13 protein-coding genes are annotated in these 16,814 nt (G+C 67.9%); 5 read left to right on the top strand and 8 right to left on the bottom strand.

The window, feature by feature from the left end; genetic code table 11:
- The first annotated feature begins 153 nt into the window (after positions 1-153).
- Complete coding sequence (locus J2848_RS14040; protein WP_149231590.1) at positions 154-1,149, top strand: MBL fold metallo-hydrolase; 996 nt, start codon at positions 154-156, stop codon at positions 1,147-1,149.
- Between the two features lie 30 nt (positions 1,150-1,179).
- Here the strand turns inward: J2848_RS14040 and J2848_RS14035 are convergent, their stop codons facing one another.
- The 3 genes from J2848_RS14035 to J2848_RS14025 form a co-directional block, all read right to left on the bottom strand.
- Complete coding sequence (locus tag J2848_RS14035; RefSeq protein ID WP_170307041.1) at positions 1,180-3,921, bottom strand: ATP-binding protein; 2,742 nt, start codon at positions 3,919-3,921, stop codon at positions 1,180-1,182.
- 322 nt (positions 3,922-4,243) lie between these two features.
- Positions 4,244-5,155, bottom strand: a complete 912-nt coding sequence (locus tag J2848_RS14030; RefSeq protein ID WP_149231588.1) for an oxidoreductase — start codon at positions 5,153-5,155, stop codon at positions 4,244-4,246.
- Between the two features lie 86 nt (positions 5,156-5,241).
- Positions 5,242-5,679 (bottom strand): hypothetical protein, encoded by a 438-nt coding sequence (locus J2848_RS14025; RefSeq protein ID WP_149231587.1) that lies wholly within the window; start codon positions 5,677-5,679, stop codon positions 5,242-5,244.
- A gap of 256 nt (positions 5,680-5,935) precedes the next feature.
- Here J2848_RS14025 and J2848_RS14020 point away from each other — a divergent pair, with 256 nt between their 5' ends.
- The 3 genes from J2848_RS14020 to J2848_RS14010 are packed head-to-tail and all read left to right on the top strand — an operon-like array spanning position 5,936 to position 8,564.
- The gene (locus J2848_RS14020; RefSeq protein ID WP_170307040.1) at positions 5,936-6,955 is read left to right on the top strand and encodes an ABC transporter substrate-binding protein; all 1,020 of its coding nucleotides are present in this window, start codon (positions 5,936-5,938) and stop codon (positions 6,953-6,955) included.
- Positions 6,952-7,779, top strand: coding sequence for an ABC transporter ATP-binding protein (locus J2848_RS14015; RefSeq protein ID WP_149231585.1), 828 nt, complete (start codon positions 6,952-6,954; stop codon positions 7,777-7,779). Before J2848_RS14020 ends, J2848_RS14015 begins: the two co-directional genes overlap by 4 nt.
- Complete coding sequence (locus J2848_RS14010) at positions 7,776-8,564, top strand: ABC transporter permease (RefSeq protein ID WP_149231584.1); 789 nt, start codon at positions 7,776-7,778, stop codon at positions 8,562-8,564. The genes J2848_RS14015 and J2848_RS14010 overlap by 4 nt, the downstream gene beginning before the upstream one ends.
- A 37-nt stretch (positions 8,565-8,601) precedes the next feature.
- Here the strand turns inward: J2848_RS14010 and J2848_RS14005 are convergent, their stop codons facing one another.
- The 5 genes from J2848_RS14005 to J2848_RS13985 form a co-directional block, all read right to left on the bottom strand.
- Positions 8,602-10,968 (bottom strand): glycoside hydrolase family 31 protein, encoded by a 2,367-nt coding sequence (locus tag J2848_RS14005; protein WP_149231583.1) that lies wholly within the window; start codon positions 10,966-10,968, stop codon positions 8,602-8,604.
- The gene (locus J2848_RS14000; RefSeq protein WP_149231582.1) at positions 10,965-12,008 is read right to left on the bottom strand and encodes an ABC transporter ATP-binding protein; all 1,044 of its coding nucleotides are present in this window, start codon (positions 12,006-12,008) and stop codon (positions 10,965-10,967) included. The genes J2848_RS14005 and J2848_RS14000 overlap by 4 nt, the downstream gene beginning before the upstream one ends.
- Position 12,009: 1 nt before the next feature.
- Positions 12,010-13,065 (bottom strand): carbohydrate ABC transporter permease, encoded by a 1,056-nt coding sequence (locus tag J2848_RS13995; protein ID WP_149231581.1) that lies wholly within the window; start codon positions 13,063-13,065, stop codon positions 12,010-12,012.
- Positions 13,062-14,093 (bottom strand): carbohydrate ABC transporter permease, encoded by a 1,032-nt coding sequence (locus J2848_RS13990; protein WP_149231580.1) that lies wholly within the window; start codon positions 14,091-14,093, stop codon positions 13,062-13,064. Before J2848_RS13990 ends, J2848_RS13995 begins: the two co-directional genes overlap by 4 nt.
- A gap of 62 nt (positions 14,094-14,155) precedes the next feature.
- Positions 14,156-15,439 carry an ABC transporter substrate-binding protein gene (locus J2848_RS13985; RefSeq protein ID WP_149231579.1) on the bottom strand — a complete coding sequence of 428 codons (1,284 nt, stop codon included), beginning with the start codon at positions 15,437-15,439 and terminating at the stop codon, positions 14,156-14,158.
- Between the two features lie 232 nt (positions 15,440-15,671).
- Between J2848_RS13985 and J2848_RS13980 the strand changes: the two genes are divergently transcribed.
- A complete protein-coding gene (locus J2848_RS13980; protein ID WP_246193878.1) occupies positions 15,672-16,667 on the top strand; it encodes a LacI family DNA-binding transcriptional regulator in 996 nt (331 codons plus the stop codon).
- The last annotated feature ends 147 nt before the right edge of the window (positions 16,668-16,814 follow it).

The raw sequence follows: 16,814 nt of genomic DNA, 5'->3' as shown, positions 1-16,814 counted from the left end.
CCCGCCGATTGGATCGGATTTCGGCACAATGTTGCCCAAGCCTGACGGGTAATCAAGCCTGCCATCCGGTGCTAGGTGGTGGATGGGCGCAGCGGCTGGAACGAACGCCGCCGCGAGCTTCGATATCCGGGACCGCTCCTAAGGACAGACACGATGAAACCACATACGCTCCTGCTGGCCGCCGGCCTGCTGTTCGCAGCCATACCGACCGGCCATGCCGCCGATACGGCCGCCAGCAAGGCCGCCAACAAGGCCACTGACCACACCGCCCCCCAATCGACGGCCCAGCCCTCCGCAGCCGGAGTCTACCGCTTCGCCGTCGGCGATCTCCGCGTCACCGCACTCAGCGACGGCACCCTGCCGCTCGGCATCAAGCCGCTGGTCAAGGGATTGCCGCCGGAGCGGATCGACGCGCTGCTGGCCGAGCGGTTCGAACGCGATCCGCTGGAAACCTCCATCAACGCCTTCCTGATCGACGCGGGTTCGCGCCTGCTGCTGGTCGACACCGGCGCCGGCCAGCTGTTTGGACCCTATGGCGGCAAGCTCCCGCTCAGTCTGGCCGCCGCCGGTTACCGCGCCGATCAGGTCACCGACATCCTCCTCACCCACATCCACACCGATCATTCAGGCGGGCTGGCGCTGGATGGACGGATGATGTTCCCGAACGCCACGGTCCATGTCGGAAAGGCCGACCTGGACTTCTTCCTCAACCGCGACAACATCGCCAAGGGATTGCAGCCCCGCCACTATGACGAGGCGGTCGCCACGGTCGCTCCCTACGTCAAGGCAGGCAAGGTGAAGCCCTTCACCGACCGCAGCGAAATCCTGCCGGGCGTCACCGCGATCCCCACCCCCGGCCATACGCCCGGCCACGCCTTTTACCGGGTGACGAGCCGCGGCGAGAGCATCGAGTTCTGGGGCGACGTCATCCATGTCGGTCCGGTGCAGTTTCCGCATCCGGAAGCCACCGTCGCCTTCGACATCGACCAGGATGCCGCACGCGCACAGCGTCTGAAGCGCTTCGCCGAGGAGGCCGGCAGCGGCCAGCTGACCGCCGCCGCCCATCTCAGCTTCCCCGGCCTCGGCCGCCTGACACGCGACAGCGACGCCTATCGCTGGGTGCCGGTGGAATACCGAAATCGGGATTAGCAGCAGCGCTTCCGGGCAGGTCGTCGCTGCCTACAGCCTGTCGAGAAGTGCGGCGGCTTCGCGCAGGTCGGGGGTGTCGTGTCCCTCGGAAAAGCCGTCATAGACGGTGGAAAGGATGGACGCGGCGTCCGGCAGCCCCCCGGCCTCCAGATGTCGCCGGGCCATGCTCATCGCCGTCCGCAGGCGCCAGGCCTGGGCACCTTGTGCATCGGCGATGTCCATCGATTGCCGCAGCAGCCTCTCCGCCGTCTCCGCGTCACCGGCATTTTCCGACTTCAGGCGGAGAAGTTCGGCCGTCGCCCAGTGTGTCGGACCGTCGCTCACCTCGTCAAGGATGGCCGGCGTGAGCAAACGCGGAGCGACGGTCGCGAGCATCCGGACGCGCCTGTTCCGATGGACGTCGGCGAACCGCGTCGACCGGCGCAGCGCCGCGATCTGATGATCCTGGCCCTGCCGCGCCTCCAGCGCCAGCTGGTAACACGACCCATAGGTGCGCCAGACGAACAGGGAGCCCTCGCTGGTCTTCTCGACCAGCAGCTCGGCATAGCGCGCCGTCAGATCGTAATCGCCGCACCAGAAGGCCACCGGACAGGCACCGAGCGACAGGGCGAAGCTCAGGGAGAGCGCATGGCCCGACGCCAGCCCCTGCTCCACCGCTTCCTGCATGGCCTCCCGCGCCCGGTCCGGATAACCCTGGAGCCAGGAAATCCGCGCCAAATGGGTGTGGGAGACGATCCGCTGTTCGAACTGGTATCCCCTCAGGCTCGATCCGGTGGTCGGAGCCGGTGCGCCCAGGCACCGTTCGGCGAAGTCGCGGGCGCGGTCGAATTCTCCCACCGTGAGCAGGCCGAGCGCCATCATGCGCTGGTGCATGGACTCCGCCCCCGGGTCGGCGGGACTGCCCAGCAGATCGCCGAACCGCTCCGCCGCCTCCAGCGCCTCATGGTCCTGCTCCCGCGCCAGATAATAGAGCCACAGCCCCCACAGGGCACGGCGCTGGTATCCGACGTCGCCGAGCTGCCGTGACAGCTCCAGGCCGCGCAGCAGCACGGCACTGACCTCCGGCGCGGGACCGAGCGAGTTCCACAGCGCCGGCCCCAGATGGGCGGTGATCGCCATTTCCGACTTCAAATCCGGCTGAGGCTGCCGACGGATGGCCTGGAGCACCGTTTCTGCGCGCCGGCGGAATTCGTCGGTCAGTGACAGCTGGAACCACATCGGCGCCGAGGCGACGGTCAGATCGACGGCGGTCGCCAGATCCCCGGCCGGCGACAGGGACCATTCCAGGGCGCTGCGGACATCATCCACCCGGGTCCCGTACACGATTTTCCAGGCGGCGGTGTTCGTCGACTGCGATCCGGCCAGCATGCGGCAGAGATGCCGCGCCAGATTGCGGCTGACCACCTCGGCCTCGCCGCTTTCCTGAAGACGTTCCGCCGCATACTGGCGGGTGGTTTCCAGCAGACGGAACTGGACGCTCTGCTGCCGGTGCTCCACCGACAGCAGCGATTTCCCGGCCAGTTCCGAGATCGCCTCGACGACATCCTCCTCCGAAATCGCCCCGAAGGCCGCGACGCCGATGGACAGGTCGCCGGTGAAAGAGCCGCGGATGGCGGAGAGCCGGCGCAGGACGATGCGCTCGCGCTCGTCCAGCAGGCGATGGCTCCACTCCAGCGTCGCCCGCAGGGTCTGGTGACGGGGTAGCGCGGTCCGGCGGCCGCCGCGCAAAACGTCGAAGGCCCTGTCCAGGCTCGCCGCCAGACCATGGATGCCCAGCAGGGGCACGCGGGCCGCCGCCAGTTCCAGGGCGAGCGGAACGCCGTCCAGATGGCGGCAGAGCTCCGCGGCCACCGGCGCATCGGCATCCGACAGGCTGAACATCCCGTCGCCGGACGACACCCGCTCGACGAACAGCTCCACCGCGGGGTAGGTCAGCGCCTGCTCGGCGGTCAGCGTGGGTTCCTGCCCCGGCGGAACCGGCAGCGGCGGCAGGCGGTGGACCCATTCGCCCTGGGCGCGCAGGATCTCGCGGCTGGTCACCAGGATGTCGATGTCGCGGGCGGTCGTCAGGATGCCTTCGACGACGACGGCGACCTCCTCGATCAGATGCTCGCAATTGTCGAGGATCAGCAGGGCGTCCAGCCCCTTCACCGCCGCGAGGAACCCCTCCAGCGCACCCTTGCCGCCGCCGGGAAGCTTCATCACCTGCGCGATGGTGCCGCACACCAGCGTCGGGTCGGACAGCGTGCTGAGATCCACGAAATAGACGCCATCCCGGTGGCTGCCGGCGGACAGTTGCGCCACTTCGACGGCGACGCTGGTCTTGCCGATGCCGCCGACGCCGGTGATGGTGACGAAGCTCTTCTCCGCCAGCTTCCGCACGAGGTCGTCGATCGTCTCGTCGCGCCCGATCAGCCGATCGATGTTGCGAGGCAACAGGCTCGACAGATCCGCTTGCGGCGCCGAGGCGGGGACGGAAGTGCCCGCCCCGGGCTCCGCCGACAGCGTCCGGACTGTTCCGACAAAGCGGTAGCCCTGCGCCGGAATGTTTTCGATGTAGTCCGTGCCGACGTCGTTCTTGCCCAGAAGCTTGCGCAGGGAGCCGATGTGAACGCGGATGTTCGCTTCTTCGACGAACAGCCCCGGCCAGACGCGGGCCATGATGTCGCGGTTGCTGATGACCGCGCCGGCCTGTTCCAGCAGCAGGGCGAGAATGGCCTGGGGCCGGCTGCCCACCTTGACGGCAACGCCGTCCTTCAGCAGCCCGCGCATCGGGGAAAATCGGAAAGGTCCGAAGGCGACCTCGTTCTGCTCCATAGGGGGAGCCGTCGCGGGCCGCAGCTGGGAAACCGCCGGCTCTCCGAATAAAGGCGACTCAGTCAAAGGGTGCGTCCACCAGCCCGCCGACGGCAAAGCGGTGACACAAGCTCCTGCACGCCTCCGTCTTCTTCAGGTCATCGAAGGCAAAAGAAATCGTCATTTCCCGGCGCTATGCATACGTAAGATCTTCCCCATGATACGTACACCAAGCCCAGGGTCAACGTATCAGAAAGATGGTATGGACAGGCGCAGGCGGATGCGTCCACGCCCGCCGTCAGCGCCCCCCGGCGCCCTCCTCCGCCATGCCGGTCTCGACCCCGATGGCGTCGGCCCAGCGGCTTCTCACCAGTTCCACCGCGCGTTGCCGGGTAAAGGCGCCCGACACGATGATGGCGGACGGAAAGGCCGCCCGGAAGCGGGTGGCGGCGGCGCTGTCCTCATAGGGCAGATGGCCGAGCGGCGCCCCATCCGCGGCGGTGCGGACGAGATGCACGAAGGGAAGCTCCTGCCCCCCCAGCGTCGTCAGGAGGGTGGCGAACAGTGTGACCGGATCGGAATCCGACATGCCGCGGAACTGGCCGAACGGCGACAGGCGGACGCCAACCCGCTCCACCGACCAGACGCCGGCCACCGCATCGACCAGTTCGCACAGGAAGTTCAGCCGGTTCTGGATCGATCCGCCGTAGCGGTCCGTGCGCCGGTTCACCCCGTCCTGAAGGAACTGGTCGGGAAGCGAGCCGTCCGCCGCGTCCAGTTCCACGCCGTCGAAGCCGAGGCGCTTCGCCTGCTCGGCCGCGCGGCGGAAATCCTCGATGACCGCATCAATGCCGGCGCCGTCCAGGGCTGCCGCCAGCATGGAGTCCTGCCCCGCGTGCCGTCCGGAATGCCACAGCCGCGCCACCACTCTGGCCTTCCTGACATGCGCCAGCGCGATCGCCCCGCCCCACGCCGCAGCCGCCCCGGGCGCATCGAACCCGTCCAGGAAGGGGGCGGATGCCGCCGCCGCGGAAACGGGTACGGGGGGCGTGATGACCAGACCGCCCGGCGAGACATGCCGGACGCAGGCGCCGCAATCGGCCGCCGATTGGCGCTCGCCGGTCCGCCCATGGTCGCTCGCCGCCGCCATGACGACGCGATGGGCAAGATCAAGGGCGCCGATATTGATGGGAAGAAACAGCTTTTCCATTCCGGTACCTTCCACCGGATCAAAACCGCATCGCAGCGCAGCCAGGCGCTGGAGTTTCAATCATGCCGAAAACCGCCATCCCAGGCTCAACCATGCCGGACCCAGGGCTGCTTGTCCTTCTGCACCGTCCGCAGCCCCGGGGCTGAGCGGAAGACGGAAACGGGTGCCGCCTCGGTGCGCTTGGGAAGCGATGGCGGAGCGGAGTCCGCACGCACCGACGCCACCAGCCCGATGATGCGGTGCGCCATCTCGTCGGCGCGGTCCATCTCGGCCTCGATCAGGCGGGACATCTTCTCCGCATCGGGACAGGCGGCACCGTTGCGCTCCATCCAGCGCCGCCGCGCATCCGACGCCAGCCGGATGGAGGTCACGGCGTTGACCAGCGTCCTGACGTAGGAGACGTAGGCGTTGATCTCCGCCTCGCCGAATGCGTGCGCTTGCATCGCGAAGGCGTCGGCTTCGGGCCAGCGCTGGTGCGGCGATGTCGGCAGTGCACCGTCGTCATGGGCGGAAAGGTGAGCCATGTCCCCTGCTCCTCTTGCGTGTTGTTCTGAGGGGAGTGTGGCCGGGCGGCGGTCGTTACGCGAGTAAAGCGTTGTAAAGACCGCCGGCCCTTTACGCGCCCCTTCATCCACGGCGCCGCCGTGCCGTCCGCGCTACGGAAGGGGCTTGGCAATCCTGCCGAAGCTCCGCAATATTCTTTTGTATGCATGCACCTCCGTGATTCCCGCTGGAGAGTCGGCACGCCTGTGTCGTTTGATTTGATTGATGGAATCGACCATGACGGTAAAGCGACGGGATCTGCTGACGGCCAGCGCGGCGGGCATGTTCCTGGCCTCGGTAAGGCCATTGGGTGCACAGGTGGGTGCACAGGCGCAGGATGCTCTTTCCATCGTGCTGCCCAACCAGTTCATCCTGGCCTTCATCGACGTCCTGTTCGCGCAGGCCGGCGGGTATTTCGAACGCGAGGGGCTCCGGGTCGGCATCGAGGAGGCTCGCGGCTCCTCCATGGCGTTGCAGCAGGTTCTGGGCGGGAACGCGACGATCGCCCGCATCGGGGCAGTCGATCACATCCGGGCCAGCGCGCAGCCGGCGGGCCGCGACCTCGTCGCCTTCGGCACGGTGCAGCAGAGTTCCCCCTGGTTCGTGGTGAGCCTGCGGGACAAACCGGTGAGCGGGCCGCAGGACATGGCGAACCGGACGGTCGGCATCCAGTCGGTCGGCGGCACCACGGAAACGCTGCTCGACATCATGCTGGCGGCCCGCGGTGTGGACCGCACCGCTGTCCAGCGGGTGGTCGTGAACAATTCGCCGGCGGGGGTCGACCTGATCCGCCAGGGCCGGATCGACGCCTATTTCGTGACCGCCAGCATCGCGGTCGCATTGCAGAAGAGCGGCCAGCCCGTTCACCTGTGGAACACCGATACTGTCGCTCCGACGCCGGGATTCTGCTACGCGGGCAAGAGCGAGGTGATCGAGCGGCATGGGCCCGTGATCCAGCGCTACGTCCGCGCCGTCCGCACCGCACTGCTCGACCTGATCGATGGCAAGGTCGCCGTCGCGGACGCGCTGAAGGCCATGGAACGCTACGACATGGCCGAAGCCCGCAACCCGGAGCTTGCCGCCGCGATCTACAAGGAAAACATCGCCTTCCTGCTGGCGGACGGCCGCGAGAACCTGCTGCGCAACGTGCCGAAACGCTGGCAGAGCGCCTACGACCTGATGGTTTCCTGCGGGTTCGCTCCACCGAACATGAAACAGGAGGATCTTTACACCAACCGGTTCATCGACGCGCTGTGAGCGGGACCGGCGTTGCCAGCAGCGGCGGGCGGCCACCCCTGATCGCCCTTACGGGGGTCGGCAAGATCTTCGATGCCGGTGCCGGGGCGGCGCCGGCGCTCCTGCCCAGCAGCCTGTCGATCGCCGACGGCGAGTTCGTCGTCTTCCTCGGGCCGTCGGGTTGCGGCAAGACCACCCTGCTGCGCATGATCAGCGGATTGCTGGAGCCGACCTGCGGGACCATCGCCATTGCCGGCAGCCCCCTGTGGGACGGGGGCCGCTGCCGGAAGGAGCTTCGGTCGCGGCTGGGGCTGGTCTTCCAGGACGCGCCCCTGCTCCCCTGGCTGACGGTGGAGGAGAATGTGCGGCTGCCGCTGGACCTGCGCGGACGATCGCCGCGGGCGGAGCGGCAGTCAGGCGCGCGGGCGATGCTGGCGCTGGTCGGTGCAGCCGGCATCGGCTCCCGCATGCCGCACGAGATTTCCGGCGGCATGCGCCAGCGTGTCGCCATCGCGCGGGCCCTGTCCTACGATCCCGACGTGCTGCTGATGGACGAGCCCTTCGCGGCACTCGACGCGATTTCCCGCGAGGCCCTGAACCTGGAGCTTCAGACGCTCTGGCTCGCGACCCGCAAGACCGTCGTCCTGGTGACCCATTCGATGGCGGAGGCGGCATTCCTGGCCGACCGGATCGTCCTGTTCTCGCCGGGACCGGGACGGATCGACACTGTAGTCGAGGTGCCCTTCCCCAGGCCTCGCAGCCGCGGTCTCACCTATTCGCCGGAGTTCCAGCAGATGGTGCGCGATCTGCACGAAAGATTGGCCGGACTGATGGAACAGCCATGAGGAAAGTCCGTTTGCGCGATGCGGTCTGGCTGCCCTGGCTGGTCACGCCGTGCCTGCTGGCGGCCGGCCTGCTGGCCTGGCATGGCTTCGTCACCGCCTGGAACATCTCCCCTTTCATTCTTCCCGCTCCCCGCCCGGTGCTGGAGGAATGGGCGGCGCTGCTGTCCAGCCGGCGGGCCTGGAGCCACACGGCGATGACCTTCGCCGGTGCGGTGGCCGGCTTCCTGCTGGCGGCCGTCCTCGGCGTGGCGACAGGCATCCTGCTTTCGCTGTCGCCGACGCTGGAGCGCCTGTCGAGGCCCTTCATCGTCGCCTTCCAGGTCCTGCCGAAGGTCGCGCTGATTCCGCTGTTCGTGGTGTGGATGGGGTTCGGTCTCGGTCCGAAGATCCTCACCTCCGCCATCCTGCCCTTCTACCCGATCATGATGAACACGCTGCTCGGCATCCGGTCGGTGCCGGAGGGGTTGCGCGACCTGATGGTCTCCTTCGACGCCGGCCGCTTCCAGCTGCTCCGCCGCCTGGAGTTCCCCCATGCCCTGCCCTACATCGTCACCGGGCTGGAGGTCGGCATCGTCCTGGCCCTGGTCGGCACGGTGGTGGCGGAGTTCGTGTCGGGAAGCTCCGGGCTGGGATATCTGCTGGTGAGCAGGATCAATTCCTACGAAACGGCACAGATGTTCGCCATCGTGCTGCAACTCTGCCTGCTGGGGCTGGTGCTCTATGCCGGTGTGGCGGGGCTCCGCCGGCTGCTGGTGCCGCGCTTCACCCCGCCCCGCTCCGATTGAGACAAGCTCCGTCTTCCTGACTGCGAAGACAGGAAGCTCAAGCCTCCAGGTTCAGCGCGGCACCCTCGACCGTGCCGGGCCGCGCCTGCGATCCGCCCACGCTGCGCAGGCGCAGGCTGCGCCATGCCGGCTGGTAGCGGCCGGTCGCCTTGGCGGAGACCACCACGGCGTCACCCTGGCGCACCGCCGTGAGCCGGGTCACCAGCCCGGCGCCGTCGCGCCAGCCGGTGGTGTCGCCGTCATCGTCATAGAGCACGGCCGTGGCGCCCGCCGCATCGCCGCCGATTTCACCATAAACGACGAGTTCGCGTTCGGTATCCGTCGCCGGATCGACGCGCAGTCCGGCCGCCGCCAACGGCAGCAGGGCGCCGGCCCGCACGAACAGCGGCGCCCGACCGAGCGGGGCCGCCACCGTCGCGACCGCTCCGCCCGCATGATGCGTGCCGTCATGGAAGAGGTACCAGCCGCCGGGATGCTTGGGCAGCCGGACCGACCGGCTGTCCGCCCCCGGCTCCAGCACCGGCGCCACCAGCAGGTCGGGGCCGAGCATGAAGGCGTCCTCGGTCGTCGCGGCGCCCGGATCGTCGGGGAAGTCGTAGAACAGCGGGCGCACCACCGGCTCGTCCGCCTCCGCCGCCCGCCACATCCGGGTGTAGAGATAGGGCATCAGGCGATAGCGCAGGCGGATCGCCTCACGGATCGGATCGATGACCTCCGGATGCATCCAGGGCAGCGTGGTGATGCCGTCGCTGTTCCAGCTGTTCATCATGAAGCGCGGCCAGAAGGAGCAGAACTCGACGAAGCGGCAGAGCAGCTCCGGCCCGGGGCTCGGCCCATGGAAACCACCGGTGTCATGCCCGATGTCGAACATGCCGGACAGGCTCATGTTGAGCCCCTGGGTCAGGTTGAAGCGCAGCGTCTTCCAGGCGGTGGCGTTATCGCCCGACCAGGTCTGGCCGTAGCGCCACAGGCCGGCCGACCCGCCGCGGGTGATGGTGTAGGGCCGCTTGCCCGGTACCCAGGCCGCCTGGGTCTCGTAGGCCAGCTTGGTCATCAGCAGCGCCTGCGCCGGCCGCGCCAGCGTCTGGGGGAAGGGTCGGCCATCGCCGGCCGCAACGGCATCCTCGTCCCAGATCTCGTATTCGTTGTTGTCGTTCCACACCGACACCATGCCGGGGGCCAGCAGCGCCGTCTCGATCCCGTTGCGCCACCAGTCGCGCGCCTTGGCGTTGGTGAAGTCGAGATGGTAGCCGAGCCCGTCCCAGAACTGCGCCACCGCCGGCTCGCCGGTCTCGCCGTCGCTCACCAGCCCGCCGACCGCCGTCACCTCCGACAGGCGGGGATGGTCGTCGAGCAGGCAGGGCTTCAGGTTGGCGACCGGGTGCAGCCCGGCGGCGTTCAGCTTGGCGAGCGTCGCGGCAGGATCGGGGAACTTGTCGTGGTTCCAGTTGAAGGCGTAGCGCCGCCCGCCGATCATGGTGTAGCCGGAACCGAAATGGAAACTGTCGCAGGGAATCGCGTGCTCGGCGCAGCGGTCGACGAAGTCGGCGATGCGGGCATCGGCGTCGGCGGCGTCGGCGATCGCCATCGAGGTGGTGGCGAAGCCCAGCGTCCATTTCGGTCCGAAGGCATGGCCGCCGGTCAGGCGCGAAAAGGCGCGCACCACGTCCGGAACGCCCGGACCGGCGAAGACGTAGGCGTCGAGGTCGCCGTCGTCGGCACGGTACGAGCGGAACAGGCCGTGGTAGTTGTCGATGGTGGCGCCGACGTCGATCTCGGCGGTGGCGAGGTTGTCGTAATAGACCCCGTGCGCCCCCGTCGGCCCGGCGACCAGCAGGAACGGGATCATCTTGTAGAGCGGGTCGCTCAGCTCGGCATCGAAGCCGCAGGGATCGACCGCATCGACGCGGAAGCGGCGGCCGGTACGGTCCAGCGGACCGGCCTTGTCGCCCAGCCCGTAATGCCGCTCGTCCCCGCCGCGCTCGACGAAATGCGAAAAGGCGTGGGTCTTGCGCGAGACGAAATAGGCCTGGGTGCGGCGGTCCTGAAGGAAGGGAACCTCCTCCCCCGCCCGGTACCAGGCGATGCCGAAGGGCTCCAGCGTCACGACGGCGCGGAGCCTGGCCCCCCGCAGCGTGACCGTGCCCTCGCTCTCCTCGACATCGGCAGGCGGGCAGGCGAAGCCGGTCAGGTCGTCGCGGTCCCGCCCGGCATAGGACGGATCAGCACCGCCGGGCGCCACCGACCAGCCGCGGTCGAGGCGGTAGGCGCCACCGCGCCGCATCACGATGCGGCCGATATCATCCTCGACGAAGCCGATGCGCAGATCGACACCATGGTCGAGATCGAACACGGCATAGATGCCGTCGCGCCCGCGGAAACGGGCTCGGGTCAGGGCCTTCATGAATGGCTCCGGGCGAGAAGGGGTTCGGGACGGCAGGCGAGGCCCGCGGCGTCGAAGCGGTGGAGATGGTCGCGGCTGAACCGCACCGGCAACAGGTCGCCACGAACAAGGCGGCTCTGGCCGTCGCAGCGGATGGTGAGCGGGACGTCGTTCGGACCGGCAGCGTAGAGGAAGGTTTCGCCGCCGAGCTGTTCGACGAGATCGACCCGGACGGTCAGGTCGGCGTCGGCCTCGGCGCAGGGTTCGACATGCTCGGGCCGGATGCCCAGCGTCGCCGCCGGGCCGGCCGCCTCCCCCCGCACCAGCTCCGTCGGCAGCAGGTTCATCCGCGGCGAGCCGATGAAGCCGGCGACGAACAGGTTTGCCGGGCGGTTGTAGAGGTCGAGCGGCGTGCCGATCTGCTCGATCCGCCCGCCGTTCAGGACGACGATGCGGTCGGCCAGCGTCATCGCCTCCACCTGATCGTGGGTGACGTAGATCATCGTGCCGCCGATCTCGGCATGCAGGGCGGCAAGCTCCTTGCGCGTCGCCACCCGCAGTTCGGCGTCCAGATTGGACAGCGGCTCGTCGAACAGGAAGATCTTGGGATCGCGCACGATGGCCCGGCCGATGGCGACGCGCTGGCGCTGGCCGCCCGACAGGGCGGCGGGCTTGCGTTGCAGATAGTCGGTCAGCCGCAGCATGCGGGCGGCACGATCGACCCGCGACGATATCTCCGCCTTGGCGATCCCCATGTTCTCCAGCGCGAAGCTCATGTTCTGGTGGACGGTCATGTGCGGATAGAGCGCATAGGACTGGAACACCATCGCCAGCCCGCGGTCCGACGCCGCGGTCCGCGTCACCTCCGCCCCGTCGATGTGGATGTCCCCCGCCGTGACCGTCTCCAGCCCGGCGATGACGCGCAGCAGCGTCGATTTCCCGCAGCCCGACGGGCCGACGAAGACCACGAACTCGCCGTCGGCGATGCTGAGGTCGATGCCCTTCAGGACGGCGGTGCTGCCATAGTCCTTGCGGATGCCGCGAAGTTCGAGTCCGGCCATGTCACTTCATCCCCGTGTTCGCGATGCCGCTGGTGATGAAGCGCTGCAGGAAGGCGAAGACGAGCGCCACCGGCAGCAGGGTCACCACGGTCATGGCGAGCAGATAATGCCATTGCGTCTGCAACTCGCCCTGGAAGGCGTTGAGCGCGATCGGCAGCGTGTGGACCTCGGTCTTGGTCAGGACGGCCAGCGGCCACAGGAACTCGTTCCAGCGCCACATGACCGAGAAGATCGCCAGCACCGCCAGCGCCGGCATCGACAGCGGCATGACGATCCGCGCGTAGATGCGCCATTCCGACGCCTTGTCCATCCGCGCCGCCTCGATCAGGTCGCGCGGGATGGTCAGCATGTACTGGCGCAGCAGGAAGACACCGGTCGGAGTGGCGGCCCCCGGCAGGATCACCGCCCATAGCGAGTCGACGAAGCCCAGCTTGGTGACCACCAGATAGACCGGCGCCAGGATGATGGTGATGGGGATCATCAGGGTGCCGATCACCCCCAGCATCGCCAGCTTCTTGCCGCGGAACTCGTAGACCGACAGCGCGTAGGCGGCCATCGAGTTGATCAACAGCGTGATGATGGTCGCCACCACCGTCACCACCAACGAATTGCGCAGGAAGCGCAGGAAATCGAACTGCGTCAGCGGGTCGGTGTAGTTCTCCACCGCCAGGGCCATGTGGCGCACCGGCGTCCGGCGGTCGGCCGGCACCCGGATGGTCTGGCCGGGCGCCGCCGGATCGACCATCTGGGCGGTGATGCCGACGCGACGGACCTGCGCCAGTTCGCGGACCGAACCGTCCTCCATCGTCACCCGGAACAGCGGCAGCGGCTGCGGATAGCCCGGCACCGACACCTCGCTCTGCGCCATCGGCAGCAGCGACGGCGGGAATTCCAGCAGGGCCGCCGGCGTCTTGAAGGACGACAGCGCCAGCCAGAGCACCGGCCCGAACATCAGCAGCACGCCCAGCGCCAGATAGCCATAGCTGGCGACATCGGTCCAATGCCAGGAGGCGCCGCCACGCCGCGCCAGGAGCAGACGGCGGAGTTTTCCGGTCATGATGCCCTCCGCCGGGTCAGGAAAAGCTGGATCAGGGTCAGGACGAACAGCACCACGCCCAGCAGCACCGACGCCGCACCGGCCAGCCCGAAATTCTGCACCTGGTTGGCGAAGGCGGTGGCGTAGATATACTGGACGACCATCATCGTCGCCGTGCCGGGACCGCCGCCGGTCAGCACGAACACCTCGTCGAACACCTGCACCGAGCGGATCAGCACCAGCACCAGCACAACCAGCAGGTTGGGCCACAGCAGCGGCAGCGTGATGCGGTGGAAGACGCGCCAGGGGCGGGTGCCGTCCATCTCCGCCGCCTCGTAGACGTCGCGCGGGATCGCCTGGAGGCCGGCCAGCAGGATCAGCGTGTAGAAGCCCATATGGGCCCACACCGAGACGAAGACCGACCAGAACATCGCCCAGCCGGGATCGACGAAGAACAGGATCTTCTCACCGCCCGCCGTGGTCAGCACCGCGTTCAGCAGCCCGTCACGCTGCAGGATCCATTTCCAGATCAGCGCGACGACGACCGGCGACAGCAGGACGGGGAAGAAATAGACCGCCCGGAAGAAGCCTCGGCCACGGATGGGGCGGTTCAGCACCAGCGCCGTGACCAGCGAGAACAGCACCATCGCCACCATCTGGAAGACGGTGAAGGTCAGTGTGTTCCCCACCCCGCGCCAGAACAGATCCTCCCGGCAGCTCGCGGCCTCCAGGTAGGAGCCGCAATCGAGCAGGCGGGCGTAATGCTCAGCCCCGACATAGGGCCTCTCCGCCGGGAACAGCGCCGTCCCGCCCGTCACCGAGAAGACGATGTTGATCCCGATCGGCAGGAAGACGAACAGCCCGAAGAAGACGAGGTTCGGCAGCAGGAAGACATAGGGCATGCGCGCCGCGCCGATCAGCCGCTGGACCGCCCGCATCGGCGGGTCGGTCAGCCGCATCAGGGCATTGGCGCTGCCCGTGGTGACAGCAGCCGCGGCGGCGGACGGACCGCGCGCGGGGGCACCGTGCGATCTCATGGTGTCGGTCATGATCCACCGCCCAGGGTTGGGGCCCGGGATTGGGGCCCAGGGTTGGGAGCAAAGGCCGGGAGTTATTGCTTCTTCTTGCGCTCGGCGATCTGCTGGGCGACATCGGCGGAAATCCGCTGATAGGCGTCGTCCAGGGTCGTTTCGCCGACCACCACCTGGCCGAGGCGGCTGATGGCGGCGTTGAAGACGATGCGGCTGCTGGGATCGCCCTGGATGCGGTAGGCCACCGGATCGAGCTTGCCCACCGCATCGCCGAACACCTTCAGCGCGGCTGCGGCCTGCGGCGAAGCCGACTTGTAGGCGATGCCCTTCTTGGCAAGGCCGATATGGCCCGGCACGAACAGCGTGCGCGCGTAGAATTCCGCCGCGACATCCTCGCTGGCGAGATAGTCGAGCAGGCGCCCGACCTCGGCCGGATGGCTGCTGGTCTTCAGCGCCACCAGCGCTGCGCCGCCGGGCATGCCGGAGCAGTTCGCCGGACCGCAGGGCGTCGGCACGGCGACCCAGTCGAAGGCGTCGCCGATGGTCTTGTCGAACTGCGCGGTCTGCCAGGATCCCGATTCGTAGAAGACGACCTGGGCGTTCTTGAATTCCTCGTTGGCGCCGCGATAGGCGGTGCCGGACACCGCACCCCACAGCTCCTTCGACATCACGCCGGATTTGTGCCAGTCGACGACCAGCTTGGCGGCGCGCTTGAACCCGTCATCGACCGGCTTCAGCTCGCCGCCGGTCTCGGCCATCTGCGCCCCTTGCGAGACGGCGAGGCCGAAGAAGCGGTGTCCCGAGCGGTCGAAGGCGACGGGGAACGGCGCCTGCACCTTGTCGGCGACCGCCTTCGCCGCCTTCGCCCAGTCCTCCCAGGTCGCGTTGGCGCCCGGCATGGCGACGCCCGCCTGTTCGAACAGCGTCTTGTTGACGAAGGGGCCGGTAACCGTTAGTTGCGTCATGTAACCGGGGATCGCGGTGGTGTTGCCCGGCACCCGCATCCACTGGAGGAACGGCCCGTAATTCTGCTCCCAATAGGCGGCATCCTTCACATGAGGACGAATATCCAGCAGGTACGGCGCCAAGCCGCCCATGTCGGTGATGCGGGCGAGATCCGGCCCCTGGCCAGAGGCCAGTTGCACCGGCAGGGTCTCGTTGATCGCCTTGAAGGGCACCTGGTCCAGAACGACCTTGACGTCCTTGTTCTTCTCCTCGAACCGGCGGAGCAGGTCGTTCATGACCTCGCCCTCGTTGCCGTCCGAATACCACATGATGCGCAACGTGGTTTCGGCCCGGGCGCCGGCGGCCCCGAGGATCGACAACGCCAGCGCACAGCCGGCCATCCATGCTGCCTTCTTCATTGCGCTTCCTCCTGTGGGGTCGCTTCCGGACCCTTGTCCCGGTCCCGATCCGGACCGCTTTCCTGCCGGTGCCGGCAGCTCTACGCAGGCGCCGAATTGCCCGGCGCCACTCTTCGTTCTTGAACATGGCAAACGTTTGCCTTAACTGTCAACAGCAATGTTCGCTACACAAATGGAGGGGGTCGTGAACGATCGGTACCGAGAACCGGGACAGGCCTCCGGACAAACGTCCTTGGCCGACATCGCGGCCGAGGCAGGGGTGTCCGTCTCCACCGTCTCGCGCATCGCCAACGGTGACCTCGGGCGGGCGTCGGCGGCGACGGTGGCCAAGGTGCAGCGCCTGATCGCCGAACGCGGCTATCGTCCCAATCCGATCGGCCGCAGCTTGCGCGGTGGGGACAGCCGGCTGGTCGCCATGCTGGCGCCCAATCTCGACAACCCGGCCATGGCCGCGATCGCCGCGTCGACGGAGGCGGCCCTGCGCGCCGCCGGCTATGTGATGATTCTATGCGACACCCATGACCGCCCCGACCTGCAGGACGAGTATCTGCGCGCGATGCGGTCGCGCTTCGCCGAAGGGTTCATCGTGGTGAGCGCGGTCGCCAGCCCCGAACTGGAAGCGTCGCTGGACCGGCGCGAACCGATCGTCTTCGTGAACCGCCGCAATCCCTATGGCGGCGGTCCCTTCATCGGCATCGACAACAGGCAGGCCGGCGCGGACGCCGCCGACCATCTGCTGGCCTGCGGCGTGCGCGCGCCCGCCGTCATCCACCCGACGGAGCTGTCCTCGACCATCCGGGAGCGGGTGGAGGGGTTTCTCGACCGGTTGGAGGAGCGGCGGCCGGGCCTGACCGTCCGCCGCTATGACGGGCCGGGCGACAACCATCTCGACTGCGGCTATGCCGCCTCACGGCGAATGGCCGCAGATGGAGGCTGGCCCGACGGAGTCCTCTGCCCCAGCGACCTGATGGCCTACGGCCTGTTCCGCGCCGCCGGCGAGCAGGGCGTGCGCATCCCGGACGACTGCCTCCCGGTCGGCATCGACGACAACGATCTCAACGACTGGATCGCCCCCTGGCTCAGCTCGATCAAGATCCCCTACCGGCGCTTCGGCGACGCGATCGTGACCAGTCTGCGCGACCTGCGGGCGGGAGGCAGCGTCGGCGAGGTCCTGCTTCCCCACCAACTGATCCGCCGCCGGAGCGGTGGAGAAACCATCGAGAATTGAAGCTGGCGATTGTTGAAATCCGAACGTCGGGAAATATCGGACCGAAGAACATCGCAACATATCGGCCCGTCTCGCATCGGCGCCACTCAATGCCTGCGTAACGGTTTTTAATATCACACTCCCCTAAACTAAAGAACCTACCCGGAG

The sequence above is a fragment of the Azospirillum lipoferum genome (assembly GCF_024170005.1).
GTDB lineage: Bacteria > Pseudomonadota > Alphaproteobacteria > Azospirillales > Azospirillaceae > Azospirillum > Azospirillum lipoferum.
Note: the sequence above shows the minus strand (reverse complement) of the source record. Positions and strands in the feature narration are given on the sequence as shown.

Bases quoted from the DNA above. Each gene is read 5' to 3' on its own strand.
- J2848_RS13985 (WP_149231579.1), bottom strand. From the start codon at position 15,439: ATGAAGAAGGCAGCATGGATGGCCGGCTGTGCGCTGGCGTTGTCGATC.
- J2848_RS14000 (WP_149231582.1), bottom strand. From the start codon at position 12,008: ATGGCCGGACTCGAACTTCGCGGCATCCGCAAGGACTATGGCAGCACC.
- J2848_RS14010 (WP_149231584.1), top strand. From the start codon at position 7,776: ATGAGGAAAGTCCGTTTGCGCGATGCGGTCTGGCTGCCCTGGCTGGTC.
- J2848_RS13995 (WP_149231581.1), bottom strand. From the start codon at position 13,065: ATGACCGGAAAACTCCGCCGTCTGCTCCTGGCGCGGCGTGGCGGCGCC.
- J2848_RS14005 (WP_149231583.1), bottom strand. From the start codon at position 10,968: ATGAAGGCCCTGACCCGAGCCCGTTTCCGCGGGCGCGACGGCATCTAT.
- J2848_RS14040 (WP_149231590.1), top strand. From the start codon at position 154: ATGAAACCACATACGCTCCTGCTGGCCGCCGGCCTGCTGTTCGCAGCC.
- J2848_RS14020 (WP_170307040.1), top strand. From the start codon at position 5,936: ATGACGGTAAAGCGACGGGATCTGCTGACGGCCAGCGCGGCGGGCATG.
- J2848_RS13990 (WP_149231580.1), bottom strand. From the start codon at position 14,093: ATGACCGACACCATGAGATCGCACGGTGCCCCCGCGCGCGGTCCGTCC.
- J2848_RS14035 (WP_170307041.1), bottom strand. From the start codon at position 3,921: ATGCGCGGGCTGCTGAAGGACGGCGTTGCCGTCAAGGTGGGCAGCCGG.
- J2848_RS14030 (WP_149231588.1), bottom strand. From the start codon at position 5,155: ATGGAAAAGCTGTTTCTTCCCATCAATATCGGCGCCCTTGATCTTGCC.
- J2848_RS14025 (WP_149231587.1), bottom strand. From the start codon at position 5,679: ATGGCTCACCTTTCCGCCCATGACGACGGTGCACTGCCGACATCGCCG.